At 71.2% G+C, this 15278-nt stretch carries 18 protein-coding genes; 15 read left to right on the plus strand and 3 right to left on the minus strand.

Annotated elements, in window-relative coordinates; translation table 11 throughout:
* Positions 1-23 precede the first annotated feature (23 nt).
* Positions 24-1778, plus strand: a complete 1755-nt coding sequence (locus tag H8B08_RS11035) for a serine hydrolase (RefSeq protein ID WP_187450253.1) — start codon at positions 24-26, stop codon at positions 1776-1778.
* Positions 1779-1793: 15 nt separating this feature from the next.
* On the opposite strand, the gene H8B08_RS11040 is transcribed toward H8B08_RS11035, so the two are convergent.
* Entirely contained in the window at positions 1794-2453 is a 660-nt protein-coding gene (locus H8B08_RS11040; RefSeq protein ID WP_187450254.1) for a hypothetical protein, read from the minus strand.
* Between the two features lie 142 nt (positions 2454-2595).
* Here H8B08_RS11040 and H8B08_RS11045 point away from each other — a divergent pair, with 142 nt between their 5' ends.
* On the plus strand, positions 2596-3192 hold the full coding sequence (locus H8B08_RS11045) for a DNA-3-methyladenine glycosylase I (protein WP_187450255.1): 597 nt from the start codon (positions 2596-2598) through the stop codon (positions 3190-3192).
* Positions 3179-3862 carry a ribonuclease HII gene (locus H8B08_RS11050; RefSeq protein ID WP_187450256.1) on the plus strand — a complete coding sequence of 228 codons (684 nt, stop codon included), beginning with the start codon at positions 3179-3181 and terminating at the stop codon, positions 3860-3862. Before H8B08_RS11045 ends, H8B08_RS11050 begins: the two co-directional genes overlap by 14 nt.
* 49 nt (positions 3863-3911) lie before the next feature.
* On the opposite strand, the gene H8B08_RS11055 is transcribed toward H8B08_RS11050, so the two are convergent.
* Complete coding sequence (locus H8B08_RS11055) at positions 3912-4103, minus strand: hypothetical protein (RefSeq protein ID WP_163261315.1); 192 nt, start codon at positions 4101-4103, stop codon at positions 3912-3914.
* 151 nt (positions 4104-4254) lie between these two features.
* Between H8B08_RS11055 and H8B08_RS11060 the strand changes: the two genes are divergently transcribed.
* From H8B08_RS11060 to H8B08_RS11070, 3 genes are all read left to right on the plus strand, one after another.
* Entirely contained in the window at positions 4255-5328 is a 1074-nt protein-coding gene (locus tag H8B08_RS11060; RefSeq protein WP_187450257.1) for a site-specific DNA-methyltransferase, read from the plus strand.
* 87 nt (positions 5329-5415) lie between these two features.
* Positions 5416-5682, plus strand: a complete 267-nt coding sequence (locus tag H8B08_RS11065; RefSeq protein WP_187450258.1) for a hypothetical protein — start codon at positions 5416-5418, stop codon at positions 5680-5682.
* Between the two features lie 2 nt (positions 5683-5684).
* Entirely contained in the window at positions 5685-6032 is a 348-nt protein-coding gene (locus tag H8B08_RS11070; RefSeq protein ID WP_187450259.1) for a hypothetical protein, read from the plus strand.
* Here H8B08_RS11070 and mutY read toward each other — a convergent pair.
* Complete coding sequence (mutY, locus tag H8B08_RS11075) at positions 6016-7053, minus strand: A/G-specific adenine glycosylase (RefSeq protein WP_187450260.1); 1038 nt, start codon at positions 7051-7053, stop codon at positions 6016-6018. The two genes, H8B08_RS11070 and mutY, sit on opposite strands and share 17 nt — an antisense overlap.
* 87 nt (positions 7054-7140) lie before the next feature.
* Between mutY and H8B08_RS11080 the strand changes: the two genes are divergently transcribed.
* The 9 genes from H8B08_RS11080 to H8B08_RS11120 all read left to right on the plus strand — a co-directional run bounded on the left by H8B08_RS11080 (position 7141) and on the right by H8B08_RS11120 (position 15276).
* Positions 7141-7695, plus strand: a complete 555-nt coding sequence (locus tag H8B08_RS11080) for a DUF721 domain-containing protein (protein ID WP_187450261.1) — start codon at positions 7141-7143, stop codon at positions 7693-7695.
* A gap of 105 nt (positions 7696-7800) precedes the next feature.
* Entirely contained in the window at positions 7801-8412 is a 612-nt protein-coding gene (locus tag H8B08_RS11085) for a DsbA family protein (protein WP_187450262.1), read from the plus strand.
* Entirely contained in the window at positions 8409-9014 is a 606-nt protein-coding gene (locus tag H8B08_RS11090; protein WP_187450263.1) for a DsbA family protein, read from the plus strand. Before H8B08_RS11085 ends, H8B08_RS11090 begins: the two co-directional genes overlap by 4 nt.
* 9 nt (positions 9015-9023) lie before the next feature.
* Positions 9024-12467: a chromosome segregation protein SMC gene (smc, locus tag H8B08_RS11095; RefSeq protein WP_187450264.1), complete on the plus strand. Its 3444-nt coding sequence runs from the start codon at positions 9024-9026 to the stop codon at positions 12465-12467.
* A 195-nt stretch (positions 12468-12662) separates the two neighbouring features.
* A complete protein-coding gene (locus H8B08_RS11100; RefSeq protein WP_187450265.1) occupies positions 12663-13025 on the plus strand; it encodes an AtpZ/AtpI family protein in 363 nt (120 codons plus the stop codon).
* 40 nt (positions 13026-13065) lie between these two features.
* Positions 13066-13827 carry a F0F1 ATP synthase subunit A gene (locus tag H8B08_RS11105; RefSeq protein ID WP_187450266.1) on the plus strand — a complete coding sequence of 254 codons (762 nt, stop codon included), beginning with the start codon at positions 13066-13068 and terminating at the stop codon, positions 13825-13827.
* 49 nt (positions 13828-13876) lie between these two features.
* Positions 13877-14101, plus strand: a complete 225-nt coding sequence (locus H8B08_RS11110) for a F0F1 ATP synthase subunit C (RefSeq protein ID WP_163261252.1) — start codon at positions 13877-13879, stop codon at positions 14099-14101.
* A gap of 90 nt (positions 14102-14191) precedes the next feature.
* A complete protein-coding gene (locus H8B08_RS11115) occupies positions 14192-14770 on the plus strand; it encodes a hypothetical protein (RefSeq protein WP_187450267.1) in 579 nt (192 codons plus the stop codon).
* A 14-nt stretch (positions 14771-14784) separates the two neighbouring features.
* Positions 14785-15276, plus strand: a complete 492-nt coding sequence (locus H8B08_RS11120) for a F0F1 ATP synthase subunit B (RefSeq protein WP_187450268.1) — start codon at positions 14785-14787, stop codon at positions 15274-15276.
* Positions 15277-15278 lie beyond the last annotated feature (2 nt).

A 15278-nucleotide genomic window follows, 5' to 3' on the forward strand; every position in this document is an offset into this window, starting at 1 on the left:
GCGAGTTTCGGGGGGGGAGTCACATGCGCATCGATCGTCGCGGCCTCATCGCCGGCGCGGCGGGCCTGGCCGCGATGGCCCGGCCGCTCGACGCGCTCGCCGCGCGCAAGCCGCGCGAGGACCGGCCGGCCGGGATCGACGCCTATCTGGACCGCCTGCAGACCTTCGGCTTCTCCGGCGCCCTGTTCGCCGTGGAGAACGGCCGCACGGCGTTCCACCGCGAGCTGGGCTGGGCCGACAAGGGCCTGGGCGTCCGCTTCTCCCGCTACACGCCATTCAACATCGCCTCGATCACCAAGACCTTCACCGCCGCCGCCGTCATGCGCCTGGTCGAGGAAGGCGTGGTCGCCCTGGACGATCCACTGCGCCGGTTCTTCCCTGACGCGCCTGAGGACAAGGCGGCGATTACGCTGGCCCAACTGCTATCGCACAGCTCCGGCCTGGAACGGCAGGTCCTGCGCGGCAAGGAACCGCTGACCCGCGAGGACGCGACGGCGCAGATCCTGGGCTCGAAGCTCGGCGCCGCGCCCGGCGAACGCTTCACCTACTCCAACGAAGGCTTCCGCCTGCTGGCCGCCGTGGTCGAGGTCGCGTCCAAGCGCAGCTTCCGCACCGTCGTGGACGAGGAAATCTTCACCCCGGCCGGCATGGCCAATTCCGGCTTCGCCCAGGACTACCGCACACGCGCCACGATCGCGCGCGGCTGCAACGAGTGGAAGGCGCTGGCCAGCTTCCGCGAGGAGCAAAACCCGGGCTGGTACGAAGGCGCGGGCAACATCGTCTCGACCGCTGTCGACCTGGAGCGCTACGTCACCGCGCTGGAGGCCGGCGCCATCGTGCGTCCCGACAGCCTGGCCCAGATGTTCGCGCCGCACTCGCCGCCGACCGGCATGGGCGGCGTCGAGGGCTACGGCTACGGCTGGTATTCCGCCAAGCCCGAGACCAGCCCGCCCTTCGTCTTCCACGGCGGCGACAACCCCGGCTACCACAGCGAACTGCGCTGGTATCCGTCGACGCGGCGCTGGGCCTTCGTGATCGCCACGCGTGAAGCCTACGACGACTCCGGCGCCGGCGTGGCCACCTACAAGAGCGGGATCGTCCGCGACGTCGTGCGCTACCGCGAGGACGTCCCGGTCGACGCGCCGCCCGAAGTCACCGCGGTCCGCCGCGACGTCGAGCGCCGGCTCGCCGGCCGCTGGGTCGCCGGCGACGGCGTGATCGAGTTCAAGCGCCTGGATCCTAGCGATCAGCACCTCACCGTGATCGCCACCGGCCAGCCGGCCGCCGACGCCCTGGTCGGGGGCGACCCCGAACTGGAGAAGCGTCTCGCCGCCGCCAACGCGCGCACCCTGCGCCTGGCCGAGGCGATCGCCCGCGAAGACGCGGAAGCCCTGAAGCCGCTGCTCGGCGACCTGGGCTTCTTCATCAAGGGCTGGCTGGCCGACTTCGCCGCCTGGCGCCAGGCGTCAGGGGCGTTCCAGGGCCTGGGCCGTCCCACCTCGCGGCCGACCCCTTTCGGGACCGACCAGATCCGCACGCACCTGACCTTCCGGTTCGAGAAGGCCGCCGTGGTGCTGGAGTTCACCTGGAACGGCGAAGAGCTTTACGAGACCATCTCGGAGACCGGCGCGCCGTCTTCGGTGGTGCTGCCGATGGCCACCGCCGGCGACCAGACCTTGGTGACCTACGACTTCGTCACGCGCCGCATCGTCGGCGTGCGGATCGACAGCCGCGACTCCATCGTGGTCGGTTCGACCCGGTTCCAGCTCCAGGCGTGAGGCCTCCGCCCTGCGTCAGTCGCAGGGCAGTTCGTTCGGATGGAATCCCGGCTCCGCGGGAACGAGCCGGAAATCGGTGAGCTCGAGGGTGACGATCGCGTGCGGCCAGTGCTCGAAGGAGAGCAGGCCGGCGGGCACCTCGCAGACGCTGGTCACATGCGCGCGCCCCTCGGTCGTGGTCATCAACGCCCGATAGTCCAGCCGGCGACCGTAGCCGTTCTCCACGACCAGCAGCATGTCGTCCTTGCCGGGCATTTGCTTGAAGCTGAACCGCAGCAGGTCGGGTTCGACCTCGCGCCCCCGCGTGGAGAAGCCGACGGCGCCCTCCAGCGCCGCGTCGCCGGCCTGAGCGACCTGCTCCGCCGCGTCCGCCTCCCGCGTCGGCGCGTCGGCGTCGGGCTTGTCGGCGCGGACGAACACCGGCGTGAGCCGGCCGGCGGCGTCGGCCTCCAGGCGAACCAGGACGATGTCGCCGGGGAACAGGCTCAGCAGGCCCTCGCGCCCCACGTACGATCCCCAGACGTCCGCCTTCACGGTCACCTCCCGGCCGTGGTCGCGAACCGAGAACGCCGGCACGAAACGACAGACCTCCTGGCGCGGACAGTCCGGCGTGGGCGTGAAGGCCGGCGTCGCGGCGGCCGGGGCCAACAGGGCCAGAAGCAAGCTCTCGAACATGGGATCCCCGACCAAACCGCCGGGGCCCGCTTCACGGGAGCCGCGCCGGCCGGGCGATCTTTGTTCGGCGACGCTTGAAACTCAATCCCCGAATGTTCACGCTAGGTTCTCGCCGAACCCGACTCCGGGTAAGCGTGGCGTCATGACCGCTCTCTGCCGCTGTCCCTGGCCGAAGGACGACCCGCTCTACTGCGCCTACCACGACGAGGAATGGGGCGTGCCCGAGCACGACTCCCGCGCCCTGTGGGAGAAGCTGGTGCTGGACGGTTTCCAGGCCGGGCTGTCGTGGATCACCATCCTGAAGAAGCGCGACGCCTTCCGCCGCGCCTTCGCCGACTTCGATCCCGAGGTCGTCGCCCGCTACGGCGAGGACGACATCCAGCGCCTGCTGGGCGACGCCGGCATCATCCGATCGCGGGCCAAGATCGAGGCCGCCATCAACGGCGCGCGGGTGTTTCTCGACATGCGCGAGAAGGGCCAGGAGTTCGGCCCTTGGGTGTGGTCCTTCGTCGACGGACGACCGCTTCAGAACGCCTGGGACGCCATGTCCCAGGTGCCGGCCCAAACCCCGCTTTCGGTCGACGTATCCAAGGCGCTGCGGGCGAAAGGCTTCAATTTCGTGGGCCCGGTGATCGTTTACGCGTGGATGCAGGCGACCGGCCTGGTCAACGACCACCTGACGACCTGCTTCCGTCACGCCGACGTCCGTCGTATGGCCGGGCTCGATGAAGTCGCCTAAGTCCCCCGGCAAGTCCCCTCGCCGCCCGGCCCCGCGCCTCGGCCCGAACCTGACGCTCGAGGCCCTGTGCGAGGGCGTCGTCTGCGGTGTCGACGAGGCCGGCCGCGGTCCCTGGGCGGGCCCGGTCTGCGCCGCCGCGGTGATCCTGCCGGCCGACGGCGGGCCAGAGGGGATCGACGACTCCAAGAAGCTGAACGCCAAGCAGCGCGAGGCGATGGAAGGCGAGATCAAGGCCAGGGCGCTGGCGTGGGCAGTGGCCTTCGCCACCGTCGAAGAGATCGCAGAACTGAACATCCTGCACGCCACCGGCCTGGCCATGCGCCGGGCGGTCGAGGCCCTGAGCGTCACGCCCGTGGTCGCCCTGGTCGACGGCAACTACCGCTTCCCGCTGCCGTGCGAAGTGCGCCCTGTGATCGGGGGGGACGCGCTGTCGCTGTCGATCGCCGCGGCCTCGATCCTGGCCAAGACCGCCCGCGACCGGCTGATGGTCGAGGCCGACAGCCTCTACCCCGGCTACGGCTTCGCCTCGAACAAGGGCTACAACGCCAAAATCCACAGCGACGGCCTGCGCCGGCTGGGGCCGTCCCCGATCCATCGGATGGCCTGGGCGCCGGTGAAGGCGGCCCTGGCGGGCGAGCTGTTCGATTTCGAGGACGAGGTCGTCGACTAGAGTCGGAGCGCGATAGCCGAAACCGGCGACCACTTTCGGCTATCGCGCTCTAGAGGTGGAGCCAGGCGCCGGCGAGCATGCCGACGAAGGCCCAGAACACCGTGCCGATCATGGCCACCGCGGTGTCGGACAGTTCGACGTAGTCGTCTTGGGGGATCGCCCGGGCTCGAGCCTGGGCGCGCGGGACGCTGCGAATGCGATCGTTGTCGTTGCATGCGGCCGGACGAATGGAAACGGCCATCACGGGTACTCCACACACGCCAGTCACTGTTGACGTAACGTGGGTTTCCCCTTGACGTTCCTAGGTCGGCGCGGCCCCGTTAACCACGCTTGGTAACGGCGTTTTCACCAACCGGACGCATGGGTGGAGATTCGGAATCGTGAGCGGACCGATGATCCAGACCGACGTTGTTTTGACCGGCGATTGCATCGAGGTGCTGAGGAGCCTCCCCGATCGCTCTGTCGACCTGGTGTTCGCCGATCCGCCCTACAACCTGCAGCTCGGCGGCGAACTGCTGCGGCCCGACAACTCGAAGGTCGACGCCGTGGACGACGACTGGGACCGCTTCGCCAGCTTCGAAGAATACGACCGATTCTGCCGCGACTGGCTACGGGAATGCCGCCGCGTGCTGAAGGACGACGGCGCCATCTGGGTGATCGGCAGCTATCACAACGTCTTCCGCCTGGGCGTGGCCGTCCAGGACCTGGGCTTCTGGGTGCTGAACGACGTGGTGTGGCGCAAGTCCAACCCCATGCCGAACTTCAAGGGCACCCGCTTCACCAACGCGCACGAAACCCTGATCTGGGCCACCAAGTCGCGCAACCAGAAGCGCTACACCTTCAACTACGACGCGCTGAAGGTGTTCAACGACGACACCCAGATGCGCTCGGACTGGACCCTGCCGCTGTGCACGGGCGACGAGCGGCTGAAGGACGACAACGGCGTCAAGGCGCACCCGACCCAGAAGCCGGAGGCCCTGCTGCACCGCGTGCTGCTGGCCTCGACCAAGCCCGGCGACGTGGTGCTGGACCCGTTCTTCGGCACCGGCACCACCGGCGCCGCGGCGCGCCGCCTGGGCCGTCGCTGGATCGGCATCGAGCGCGACGAAACCTACGCCAAGCTGGCCCGCGAGCGGATCGAGAAGGTCCAGCCGGTCAGCCCCGAGGACCTGGAAGTGGTCGGCTCCAAGCGGGCCGAGCCGCGCGTGCCGTTCGGCACCATCATCGAGGCCGGCCTGCTGCGGCCGGGCGACCGCCTGTTCTGCCCCAAGGGCGAGCGGGAGGCGCGCGTGCGGGCCGACGGCAGCCTGGTGCACGGCGAGATGAGCGGCTCGATCCACAAGGTCGGCGCCATGGTGCAGCAGGCCCCGGCCTGCAACGGCTGGACCTACTGGCACTTCCGCAGCGACCGCGGCCTGGCCCCGATCGACGTGCTGCGCGCCAAGATCCGCGCCGGCATGAACTGAGGGTTTTTCGAAACGGAACCGTCGCCGCGACCCGAGGTTTGAACCTCCGACCGTCACCCTGACGACGGTCGGAGCCGGGAGGCCGCGATGAAGCCCCTCGAGCAGGTGGGCGTCCTCTGGCAGGTCGCCGCCTGGCGCGCCCTGATCATGATCGGCGCCTTGCTGCCCGGCCTGGCGCTGTCCGCCCTGATCGGGCAGGACGACTGGCTGGGCGGTTACATCACCGCCGACCTCCTCCTGACCCTGGCCCTGCGCCCCCTGCTCTCGCCCCTGGGGCCGCGCGCCCAGACCCTTCACCTGGCCCTGGCGGTCAGCTGGGGCTGCGGGCTGTTCTTCGTGGCGCAGTTGCTTTGAACATGTCGCTCGGCTTGCGCCGACCGGCGAGGCCGTCGCCCCCTACGCCCGCCCGGTCCGTCCCCCACCCCCTGGCCGCGCCGCTGCGGCTGGCCCTGGTCTGCCGCGGCGTGATCGTGCTGGCCGCGGCCGGCACGGCGGTCGTCTACGGCATGCTGGAGGACGACTGGAGCCGCTTCGGAGCGGTCTACGTCGCCGCCGACTTCCTGCTGACCGTGGTCGCCTGCTTCGACGCGCTCAGGGCCGGCCTCTATGCGCTGGGCATCCACGTCGCGATCTCGATCGCGTGGCTGACCTTCGCCGCCTACCTCGCGCCCTGGGCGGCCGAGCGGATCATGACGCTCGCCTGACCGCCTTCAGGAAGACGCTGGGCAAGGCCGCCAGCCCTTCGCGTCGCGTCCACTCCGCCGTCTCCAGCGCCTCGGCCTCGGCCCGGCGCACCTGCAAGGTCAGGGCGAAGTGGGTGAAGACGTGCTCGATCTCGCCCGCCGCGGCGCACGGCGCGCCCACCGGCGAGGCGGCGCGCGCGTCGGCCTCGCTCCAAGGCGCGTCCCGCCAGTCGGTGGTCGGCAGGCCCAGCATGCCGCCCAGCAAGCCCTTGGGCGGCCGGCGCACCAGGGCGACCTCCTCCCCGCGCGTGACCACCCAGGCGACGCCGTACCGTCGCGGTCGCGCGGCCTTGGCCTCGCGGCGCGGGTAGGTCTCGGCCGCCCCGCCGGCGCGCGCGGCGCAAGGCTCGGCCACCGGGCAGCGGTCGCACAGCGGCGCCTTGGGCCGGCACACGGTCGCGCCCAGATCCATTAGGGCCTGGGCCCAGTCGCCCGGCCGCTCGTCGCCGACCAGGCCGCCGGCAAGCCGCTTCAGCTCGGGCTTGGCGGAGGGCAGCGGGGGCTCCACCGCGAACAGCCGGGCCATGACCCGCTCGACGTTGCCGTCGACCACGTTGGCCGGCCGGTCGAAGGCGATGGCCGCCACCGCCGCGGCGGTGTACGGCCCGACGCCCGGCAGAGCCGCCAGCCCCGCCTCGGTGTCCGGGAACACGCCGCCGTGCTCGAACGCCACGGCGCGCGCGCAGGCCAACAGGTTACGGGCGCGGGCGTAGTAGCCGAGCCCCGCCCAGGCGGCCATGACCTCGGGGTCGGCCGCCCGGGCCAGGTCCGTCACGGTCGGCCAGCGGCGGGTGAACTCCAGGAAGTACGGGGCGGCGTGCGGCACGGTGGTCTGCTGCAGCATCACCTCCGACAGCCACACCCGGTAAGGATCGGCGCGCATCCCGCTGGCGTGCTCGGCCGGGCCGACGCGCCAGGGCAAGGCGCGCGCGTGGGCGTCGTACCAGGACAGCAGGGCGGACCGGAGCGCGGCGGGGTTCATGCCCCTCCCATAGCCGCCTCCGTGACGCGCACGCAAAGCGCGCTTCGCCGCCTTCGCCCGCGCCCGGCGATGGGTTAGGGTCGACCGATGCCTCGTCGCCTGCCCACGCCCGAAGAGACCCTGCGCATTCTGGCGCAGAAGCGGACCCGCCCGGCCCGCAAGCCGCCGCGCACGGCCGGCCGGTCGCTGGCCAAGTTCATCAAGACGATGGACGAGAAGTTCGGCCAAGGGCCGGGCGTCCTGCAGGCCCGCTGGCGCGAGATCGTCGGCGAGCGCCTCTCGCGCCAGACCGAGCCGGTGAAGCTGACCAAGGGCCGCGCCGGTGCCCCCGGCGCGCTGGAGATTCGCGTGGCCGGCCCGGCGGCCGCCCTGATCCAGCACCAGACCGGCGAAATCCTGGAGCGGGTGAACCTCTATCTGGGGGCCGGCGCGGTCGGACGGCTGCGCATCGTCCAGGGCCCGGTGAAAGCCCAACCCCTGCCGCCCGCGGCGGGCGGCCGCAAGCGCCGCTCCGTCCCGCTGGACGCCGCCGCGGAGGCCGAGCTTTCCGCCTCGCTGGACAACGCTCCGGAAGGCCCGATGAAGGACGCGCTGCTGCGTTTGGGGCGCGGCGTCCTGCGCAACGATCCCGAGCGGCGTTGACAAAACTTCGCCGCCCCTGTTCTCGACTATGGACAAACAAGACGTGGGCGCGGCGCCGTAGGGGAATCGCGCTTAACTCGTAATTCGACTGGGAGACGCCTCGACATGCGCGCCATCGCCCGCCGCACCCTGATCCTCGCCGCCACGGCCGTCGCCGCGCTCAGCCTCGCCGCCTGCGGCGACAAGGGCGCCAAGAAGGCCGAAGGCGACATGAGCCTCGGCGATCCCAACGCCAAGGTGAAGGTGATCGAATACGCCTCGGTCACCTGCACCCACTGCGGCCGCTGGAACCAGGAGGTCTTCCCGACCTTCAAGAAGAAGTACGTCGACACCGGCAAGGTCCACTACACCTTCCGCGAGTTCCCGACCCCGCCGATGGAAGTGGCCGCCGCCGGCTTCCTGGTCGCCCGCTGCGCCGGCGACGACAAGTACTTCCAGGTGGTCGACGCGCTGATGCGCAGCCAGCAGGAAATGTTCGAGTCCGGCGACATGCGCGGCACCCTGCTGCGCGTGGCCCAGTCGGCCGGCATGACCGAAGCCCAGTTCGACAAGTGCGTGTCGGACGAAGCCGCCCTGAAGGCCTTCAACGCCCGCGCCGAAGCCGGCCTGAAGGCGGGCGTCGAAGCCACGCCGACTTTCTTCATCAACGGCAAGAAGTTCGAAGGCGAGCAGAGCATGGAGCAGCTCGACGCCGCCATTCAGCCGCTGCTGAAATGAGCCCGACGCGCCGTCTCCTGCTCGCCGCCGCTTTCGCGCTCGCCCTGCCGGGCGCGGCCTCGGCGGCCGAGGGCGACATGAGCCTGGGCGACCCCAAGGCCAAGGTGACGGTGATCGAGTACGCCTCGGTCACCTGCAGCCACTGCGCCCACTGGCAGGAGACGGTGTTCGACGCCTTCAAGGCCAAGTACGTCGACACCGGCCAGGTCCGCTACGTCCTGCGCGAACTGCCGACCCCGCCGTTCGAAGCGGCCACCGCCGGCTTCATGGCCGCGCGCTGCGCCGGCGACGCCAAGTACTTCCAGGTGGTCGACGCCCTGCTTCGCAGCCAGGCGCTGCTGCAGCTGAGAGGGGGCAGCGACCGCTGGCTGCGCAACGCGTCGGGCCTGGACCCGGTCGGCTTGCAGCTGTGCCTGATGGACAAGGCCGCGCTCGACGCTTCCAAGGCGCGGGTCGAGGCCAACGCCGCCGAGTACGGCGTGAACAGCACGCCCACCTTCATCGTCAACGGACGCAAGCTGGACGCCCCGCCGACCCTCGAAGAGCTCGACCAGGCGATCCAGCCGCTGCTGACCGCCAAGGCGAAGAAGCCGAAGAAGTAGGCGCGCGCCGTGCACTTCCAGCGCCTTCGCCTCAGCGGGTTCAAGTCCTTCGTCGACGCCACGGAATTCCGCATCGAGCCCGGCCTGACCGGGATCGTCGGGCCGAACGGCTGCGGCAAGTCGAACCTGCTCGAGGCCCTGCGCTGGGTGATGGGCGCCAACAGCGCCAAGGCCATGCGCGGCGCCGGCATGGACGACGTGATCTTCGCCGGGTCCGGCGGGCGGCCCTCGCGCAACCACGCCGAAGTCTCGCTCTCGATCGACAACAGCCTGCGTCGCGCGCCCCAGCCCTTCACCGACGCGCCGGTGCTGGAGGTGGTGCGCCGCATCGACCGCGGGGCCGGCTCGACCTACCGGGTGAACGGCAAGGAGGTGCGCGCCCGCGACGTGCAGCTCTTGTTCGCCGACGCCTCGACCGGCGCCAACTCGCCGGCCCTGGTCCGCCAGGGCCAGATTTCCGAACTGATCGCCGCCAAGCCGCAGAACCGCCGCCGCATCCTCGAGGAGGCCGGCGGGGTGTCGGGCCTGCACACCCGCCGCCACGAGGCGGAGCTGCGCCTGAAGGCGGCCGAGACCAACCTGTCGCGCCTGGAGGATATCGGCCGCGAACTGGACTCGGCGCTGAACCGGCTGAAGCGCGAGGCCCGCCAGGCCGAGCGCTATAAGAAAATCTCGGCCGAGATCCGCGCCCTGCAGAGCGCGGTGCTCTACGCCCGCTGGAGCGAGGCGAAGGACGCGGCCCAGAAGGCCAAGTCCGAGCTGCGCGAGATCGAGCGCGCGGTGGAGGAGACCGCCCGCGCCGCCGCCGTCGCCACCGCCGAGGCGCTGAAGGCGCAGGAGGCGCTGAAGCCCCTGCGTGAGGAGGACGCCGTCGCCGCGGCCGTCCTGCACCGCCTGACCATCGAGAAGGATCGGCTGCAGCTCGAGGAGAAGCAGGCCCGCGCCGAAGTGGAGCGGCTGAAGGCGGAGGTCGCGCGCATCGACGCCGACGCCGAGCGCGAAGGCCGGCTCGTCGAGGACGCCAAGGGCCAGCTCGACCGACTGAACGCCGAGATCGTCGCCTTGGAGGCGGAGATCGCCGCCGCCCCCGAGCGCGGCCCGGAGCTGGAGGCCGCCTGGCGCGCCGCCTCCACCGCTCGCAACGAGATCGAGGCCCAGGTCGAGCAACTCGCCACGCGGCTCGCCGCCGAGGAGGCCCGCGCGAACGCCGAGGCCGCCCGCCTGCGCGACGCCGATGCCCGCCTGGCCCGGGCCGAGCAGGCGTTGCGCGCCGCCCAAGGCGAGCGCGCCGCCCTGGGCCCGCTGGAAGATCCGCAGATCGAACAGGCCCGCGCCCGCCTCGCCGCCGCCGTCGAGGCCCTGCAGGCCGGCCGCGCCGCCGTCGAAGCCGCCGAAACCGCCCGCGCCGAGACGATCAAGGCCGAGGCCGACGCGCGCCAGAACGCCCGCGCCCAGGAAGACCGGCTGGGCCGGCTGCAGACCGAGGCCCGCGGCCTGGCGCAGCTCTTGACCGGCTCGCGCCGCGAATTCCCGCCGGCGCTCGACGCCGTGAAGGCCGCGAAAGGCTACGAGGCGGCGCTGGCCGCCGCGCTCGGCGAAGACCTGGACGCCGCGCTGGACGCCAAGGCCCCCGCCCACTGGGCCGGGGCCGACGCGGCCGCCCCCGCCTGGCCCGCCGGCGTGGAACCGCTGGCCCCGCAGGTCGCCGCCCCCGCCCAGCTGGCCGCCCGCCTGGCCTGGGTCGGCGTGGTCGCCCGCGCCGACGGCCTGGCCCTGGCCAAGTCGCTGCCGGTGGGCGCCCGCCTGGTCTCGAAGGAAGGCGACCTGTGGCGCTGGGACGGCTTCGTCGCCCGCGCCGACGCCCCCAAGCCGGCCGCCGTGCGGCTGGCCCAGCGCACCCGCCTCTCCGAGGTCGAGGAGGAAATCGACAGCCTCAAGCCGGCCGCCGACGCCGCGCAGAAGGCCCTGAAGGACGCCGCCGAGCGTGTGCGCGCCGCCGAGGACGCCCTGCGCGACGCCCGCAAGCGCCCGCCCGAGGCCGAGCGCGCGGTGGCCACCGAACGCGACCTGGTCGACCGGCTGTCGCGCGAGCAGGCCCGTAAGGAGGCTCGCGCCCAGGCCCTGGACGAGACCGTCGCCCGCCTTGAGGCCGACCTGGCCGAGGCCCGCAAGGCCGCCGAGACCGCCCGGGCCGAGGGCGGGGCCGGGACGGACCTCGACGCGCTGCGCGCCGAGCTGGGCGCCGCCCGCGAGCGGACCCATTCGGCCCGCGCCGCCGCCGCCGCCGCCCGCGCCGCCTTCGAGGCCGAGGGTCGCGAGAAGGCCGGCCGCGAGCAGCGCCTGGCCGCCCTCACCCGCGACCACGCCGACTGGACCAAGCGTTCGCAGGGCGCCGGCGTGCGGGTCGAGGCCCTGGCCGACGACCGCCAGCGCGCCGCCGACCACCTCAAGATCGCCGAGGCCGCGCCCGAGGCCTTCGTCGAAAAGCGCGAGAAGCTGCTCGACTCCTTCTCCACGGCCGAGACCCGCCGTCGGGCGTCCGCCGACGAACTGTCGCAAGCTGAAGCCGCCGCCCAGGCCGCCGACCGGGCCGGCCGCGCGGCGGACAGCGCCGCCTCCGAGGCCCGCGAAAAGCGCGCAGGGGCCGAGGCCCGCGACGAAGCCGCCGGCGTCCGCCTGACCGAGGTCGAGGCCCACGTGCGCGAGACCGTGCACATGTCGCCCGAAGAGCTGGGCCAGAAGCTCAAGGAAGAGGCCATCGCCCAACCGGCCGACGCTGCGGGCGCGGAGTCCCTGCTCTACGGGCTGGAGCGCGAGCGCGAGGCGCTGGGCGCGGTCAACCTGCGGGCCGAGGAAGAGGCCAACGAGTACCAGCAGCGCCTGAACTCCATGCGCTCGGAGCGCACCGACCTGACCCAGGCGATCGCCAAGCTGCGCGACGGCATCGACGAACTGAACGCCGAAGGCCGCGAGCGCCTGCTGGCCGCCTTCGAGGTCATCAACGGCCACTTCCAGACCCTCTTCCAGGCCCTGTTCGGCGGCGGTCAGGCGGAGCTGCGCCTGGTCGAGTCGGAAGATCCCCTGGAGGCCGGCCTGGAGATCTACGCCTGCCCGCCCGGCAAGCGGCTGGCGACCATGAGCCTGATGTCGGGCGGCGAGCAGGCCCTGACCGCCGCGGCCCTGATCTTCGGCGTGTTCCTGGCCAACCCGGCCCCGATCTGCGTGCTGGACGAAGTCGACGCGCCGCTGGACGACGCCAACGTCGACCGCTTCTGCCGCATGCTGGCGGAGATGCGCGCGCGCACCAACACCCGCTTCGTGGCCATCACCCACAATCCGGTGACCATGGCCCGCATGGACCGCCTGTTCGGCGTCACCATGGCCGAGCGCGGCGTCTCCCAGCTGGTCTCCGTCGACCTGAGCACCGCCGAGGAGATGGTCGCGGCGCAGTAAAGCTCCTGCGCTGCTCCGGTCCGAGTCGGCGGCGGCGCTGGACAACACGTCGCGGGCGCGATTTTCCCCGTCAAATCATCACGTTACCGCAGCGCAACCGCGCCTTGACGTAGAAGGGCGCCCCCTATAGGTTCCGCCGCGTTCGAAGACGGCCGCTTCGCCACCCGGCGGAACGGCCGGTTTTCTGTTGTCGCCATGCCGAAGCGCCCTTCTGACGAGGAAGCGCTCAAGCAACTCGGGGAGCGCCTCGAGACGCTTGAAGCGCGGACCCAGCGCAAGCCGAAGCGCTACGGCGAGGACGTGACGAGCGTCGGTTACCAGATGGTGGCCGAGCTCATCGGCGGCCTCTTGTGCGGCCTGGGCCTTGGCTGGCTCGTTGACCGGTACACCGGCGCCGCCCCCTGGGGGATGGTCGCCGGGACGCTGCTGGGCACCGGGGTCGGCGTCTATCTCGTCGTGAAAACGGCGAGCCGGCTCAGCGCCAAGGCGACACAGGAACACGGGATCGCTCCGTCGGTCCCCTTCGACGACGAGGACGAGGACGACGCGGCGCGCTGAGTTCGGCGCGCCCGTGCTTTAACAGAGAGGGTCGTCGGCCATGGCCGATCCGATGCACCAGTTCCAGATCCAGAAGATCGTGGAACTGCCGACCGTGAACGTCGCGGGCATGCCGATCGATCTGTCGATCACCAACTCGACCCTGGCGACCATGATCGCCGCCGTCCTCGTGCTGGGCGTTTTCGGGGCCGCCTCCATGCGCGCCCAGGTCGTCCCCGGCCGCCTGCAGGTGGTGGGCGAAGGCCTGTTCGGCCTGATCGACAACCTGGCGGAATCGATCATCGGCCACGACGGCCGCAAGTACTTCCCGTTCGTGTTCAGCCTGTTCCTGCTGATCCTCGGCATGAACATGGTCGGCATGTTCCTCTATTTCACGGCGACCTCGCAGCTGGCGGTGACCGCCACGCTCGGCCTGCTGACCATCCTGGCGGTGGTCGGCGTCGGCATCGCCAAGAACGGTCTGGGCTTCTTCAAGCTGTTCGTCCCGTCGGGCGTGCCGTGGCCCATGCTGTTCCTGATCGTCCCGATCGAAATCCTCTCCTTCCTGATCCGTCCGGTCACCCTCGCCCTCCGTCTTTTCGGAAACATGCTGGGCGGCCACGTGGTCCTGAAGATCTTCGCCGGCTTCATCATCTCGCTGGGCGCTCTGGGCCTGGCCGGTTGGGTGGGCGCGGCGCTGGCCCTGAGCTCGGTGGTCGCCCTGACCGCCCTCGAGTTCATGGTCGCCTTCCTGCAGGCCTTCGTCTTCGCGGTGCTGGCCTGCGTGTACCTCAACGACGTCGTCAACCTGCACTCGCACTGACGGTCGGACCAAACCTCACACCATCGCAAATCCTAGGGGAGTTAAATCGATGGAAGCTGCTGCCGCTAAGTACATCGGCGCGGGCCTGGCCATGCTGGGCATGATCGGCGCCGGCATCGGCCTGGGCGTCATGTTCGGCAACTACTTCGCCGGCGCCCTGCGCAACCCGTCGGCCGCCGCCGGCGAGCGCCCGATGCTGTTCCTGGGCATGGCCCTGACGGAAGCGCTGGGCATCTTCGCCCTCGTCGTCGCCTTCCTGATCCTGTTCGGTTAATCCGCGCAGTCGCTTTGTCGGGGACGGTGCGGGCGCCATTCCGGCGACCCCGCGCCGTCCTCGTCGCTTTTCCAGGGAGCTTCGTCCCCCATGGCCACAGCGCCTGAAGCCCTCGCGCCGGAAGCGGCGCAAGACGTGCACGAGACCGTCGGTCACGCCGAGGCCGAAGGCCACGGCGGCGGCGGGCTGCCGCAGCTGCAGTTCGAGCACTGGGCCGGCCAGATCGTCTGGCTGCTGCTGATCTTCGCGATCGTCTACTTCGCCCTGGCGAAGCTGTTCGTGCCGAAGATGCGCGGCGCCATCGACGCCCGCGGCTCCAAGATCGCCGAAGACCTCGCCAACGCCCGCGCGCTCCGCGACGAGGCGGAGGCCCAGGCCAAGGCCGCCGCGGCCGAAATGGCCGAGGCCCGCGGCCGCGCCCAGCGCACCGCCGCCGACGCCAAGGCCCGCGCCGCGGCCGAATCGGCCAAGCGCCAGGCCGCCGAGGAAGCCGTGCTGAACGCGCGCCTCGATGAAGCCGAGACGCGCATCCGCAAGGCGCGCGACAAGGCCATGAAGAACGTGCGCGCCATCGCCGGCGACACCGCCGCGGCGATCACCGAGAAGCTGACCGGCGAAGCCCCCGCCCGCGAGGACGTGGACGCGGCGCTCGGCCAGGCCGCGGCCTAAGAGGGATCGATCCGATGGAACTGTTCTCCGAAGCCGAATTCTGGGTGGGCGTGGGCCTGCTGGTGTTCTTCGGCCTGCTGGTCTTTCTGAAGGTGCCCCAGAAGCTGCTGGGCGCGCTGGACGGCAAGGCCGCCTCGATCCAGGCCGAACTCGACGAAGCCGTGCGCATCCGACAGGAAGCGCAGGAGCTGCTGACCTCGCTGAAGGCCCAGCGCGTCGAAGCCGAGGCCCAGGCCAAGGCCATGCTCGCTGAAGCCGAAGTCGAGGCGAAGCGGCTGGAAGCCGACGCCAAGGCCAAGCTGGACGAGCAGCTGACCCGTCGCGCCGCAATGGCCGAGCGTCGCATCGCTCTGGCCGAGCAGCAGGCGGCGGCCGACGTCAAGGCCGCGGCCGCCGACCTGGCCGCCGAAGCGGCCGAGGCCCTGCTGTCCAAACGGCTGAAGGGCAAGCGCTCCGACCCGCTGGTCGACGGCGCGGTGGAGCAACTCGCCTCCAAGCTCGCCTGATA

This window comes from Caulobacter sp. 17J80-11, from assembly GCF_014349105.1.
Classification (GTDB): domain Bacteria; phylum Pseudomonadota; class Alphaproteobacteria; order Caulobacterales; family Caulobacteraceae; genus 17J80-11.

What these genes read in the sequence shown, in the direction of transcription:
- H8B08_RS11035 (WP_187450253.1), top strand. Translation starts at nt 24, where the DNA reads ATGCGCATCGATCGTCGCGGCCTCATCGCCGGCGCGGCGGGCCTGGCC.
- H8B08_RS11040 (WP_187450254.1), bottom strand. Translation starts at nt 2,453, where the DNA reads ATGTTCGAGAGCTTGCTTCTGGCCCTGTTGGCCCCGGCCGCCGCGACG.
- H8B08_RS11045 (WP_187450255.1), top strand. Translation starts at nt 2,596, where the DNA reads ATGACCGCTCTCTGCCGCTGTCCCTGGCCGAAGGACGACCCGCTCTAC.
- H8B08_RS11050 (WP_187450256.1), top strand. Translation starts at nt 3,179, where the DNA reads ATGAAGTCGCCTAAGTCCCCCGGCAAGTCCCCTCGCCGCCCGGCCCCG.
- H8B08_RS11055 (WP_163261315.1), bottom strand. Translation starts at nt 4,103, where the DNA reads ATGGCCGTTTCCATTCGTCCGGCCGCATGCAACGACAACGATCGCATT.
- H8B08_RS11060 (WP_187450257.1), top strand. Translation starts at nt 4,255, where the DNA reads ATGATCCAGACCGACGTTGTTTTGACCGGCGATTGCATCGAGGTGCTG.
- H8B08_RS11065 (WP_187450258.1), top strand. Translation starts at nt 5,416, where the DNA reads ATGAAGCCCCTCGAGCAGGTGGGCGTCCTCTGGCAGGTCGCCGCCTGG.
- H8B08_RS11070 (WP_187450259.1), top strand. Translation starts at nt 5,685, where the DNA reads ATGTCGCTCGGCTTGCGCCGACCGGCGAGGCCGTCGCCCCCTACGCCC.
- mutY (WP_187450260.1), bottom strand. Translation starts at nt 7,053, where the DNA reads ATGAACCCCGCCGCGCTCCGGTCCGCCCTGCTGTCCTGGTACGACGCC.
- H8B08_RS11080 (WP_187450261.1), top strand. Translation starts at nt 7,141, where the DNA reads ATGCCTCGTCGCCTGCCCACGCCCGAAGAGACCCTGCGCATTCTGGCG.
- H8B08_RS11085 (WP_187450262.1), top strand. Translation starts at nt 7,801, where the DNA reads ATGCGCGCCATCGCCCGCCGCACCCTGATCCTCGCCGCCACGGCCGTC.
- H8B08_RS11090 (WP_187450263.1), top strand. Translation starts at nt 8,409, where the DNA reads ATGAGCCCGACGCGCCGTCTCCTGCTCGCCGCCGCTTTCGCGCTCGCC.
- H8B08_RS11100 (WP_187450265.1), top strand. Translation starts at nt 12,663, where the DNA reads ATGCCGAAGCGCCCTTCTGACGAGGAAGCGCTCAAGCAACTCGGGGAG.
- H8B08_RS11105 (WP_187450266.1), top strand. Translation starts at nt 13,066, where the DNA reads ATGGCCGATCCGATGCACCAGTTCCAGATCCAGAAGATCGTGGAACTG.
- H8B08_RS11110 (WP_163261252.1), top strand. Translation starts at nt 13,877, where the DNA reads ATGGAAGCTGCTGCCGCTAAGTACATCGGCGCGGGCCTGGCCATGCTG.
- H8B08_RS11115 (WP_187450267.1), top strand. Translation starts at nt 14,192, where the DNA reads ATGGCCACAGCGCCTGAAGCCCTCGCGCCGGAAGCGGCGCAAGACGTG.
- H8B08_RS11120 (WP_187450268.1), top strand. Translation starts at nt 14,785, where the DNA reads ATGGAACTGTTCTCCGAAGCCGAATTCTGGGTGGGCGTGGGCCTGCTG.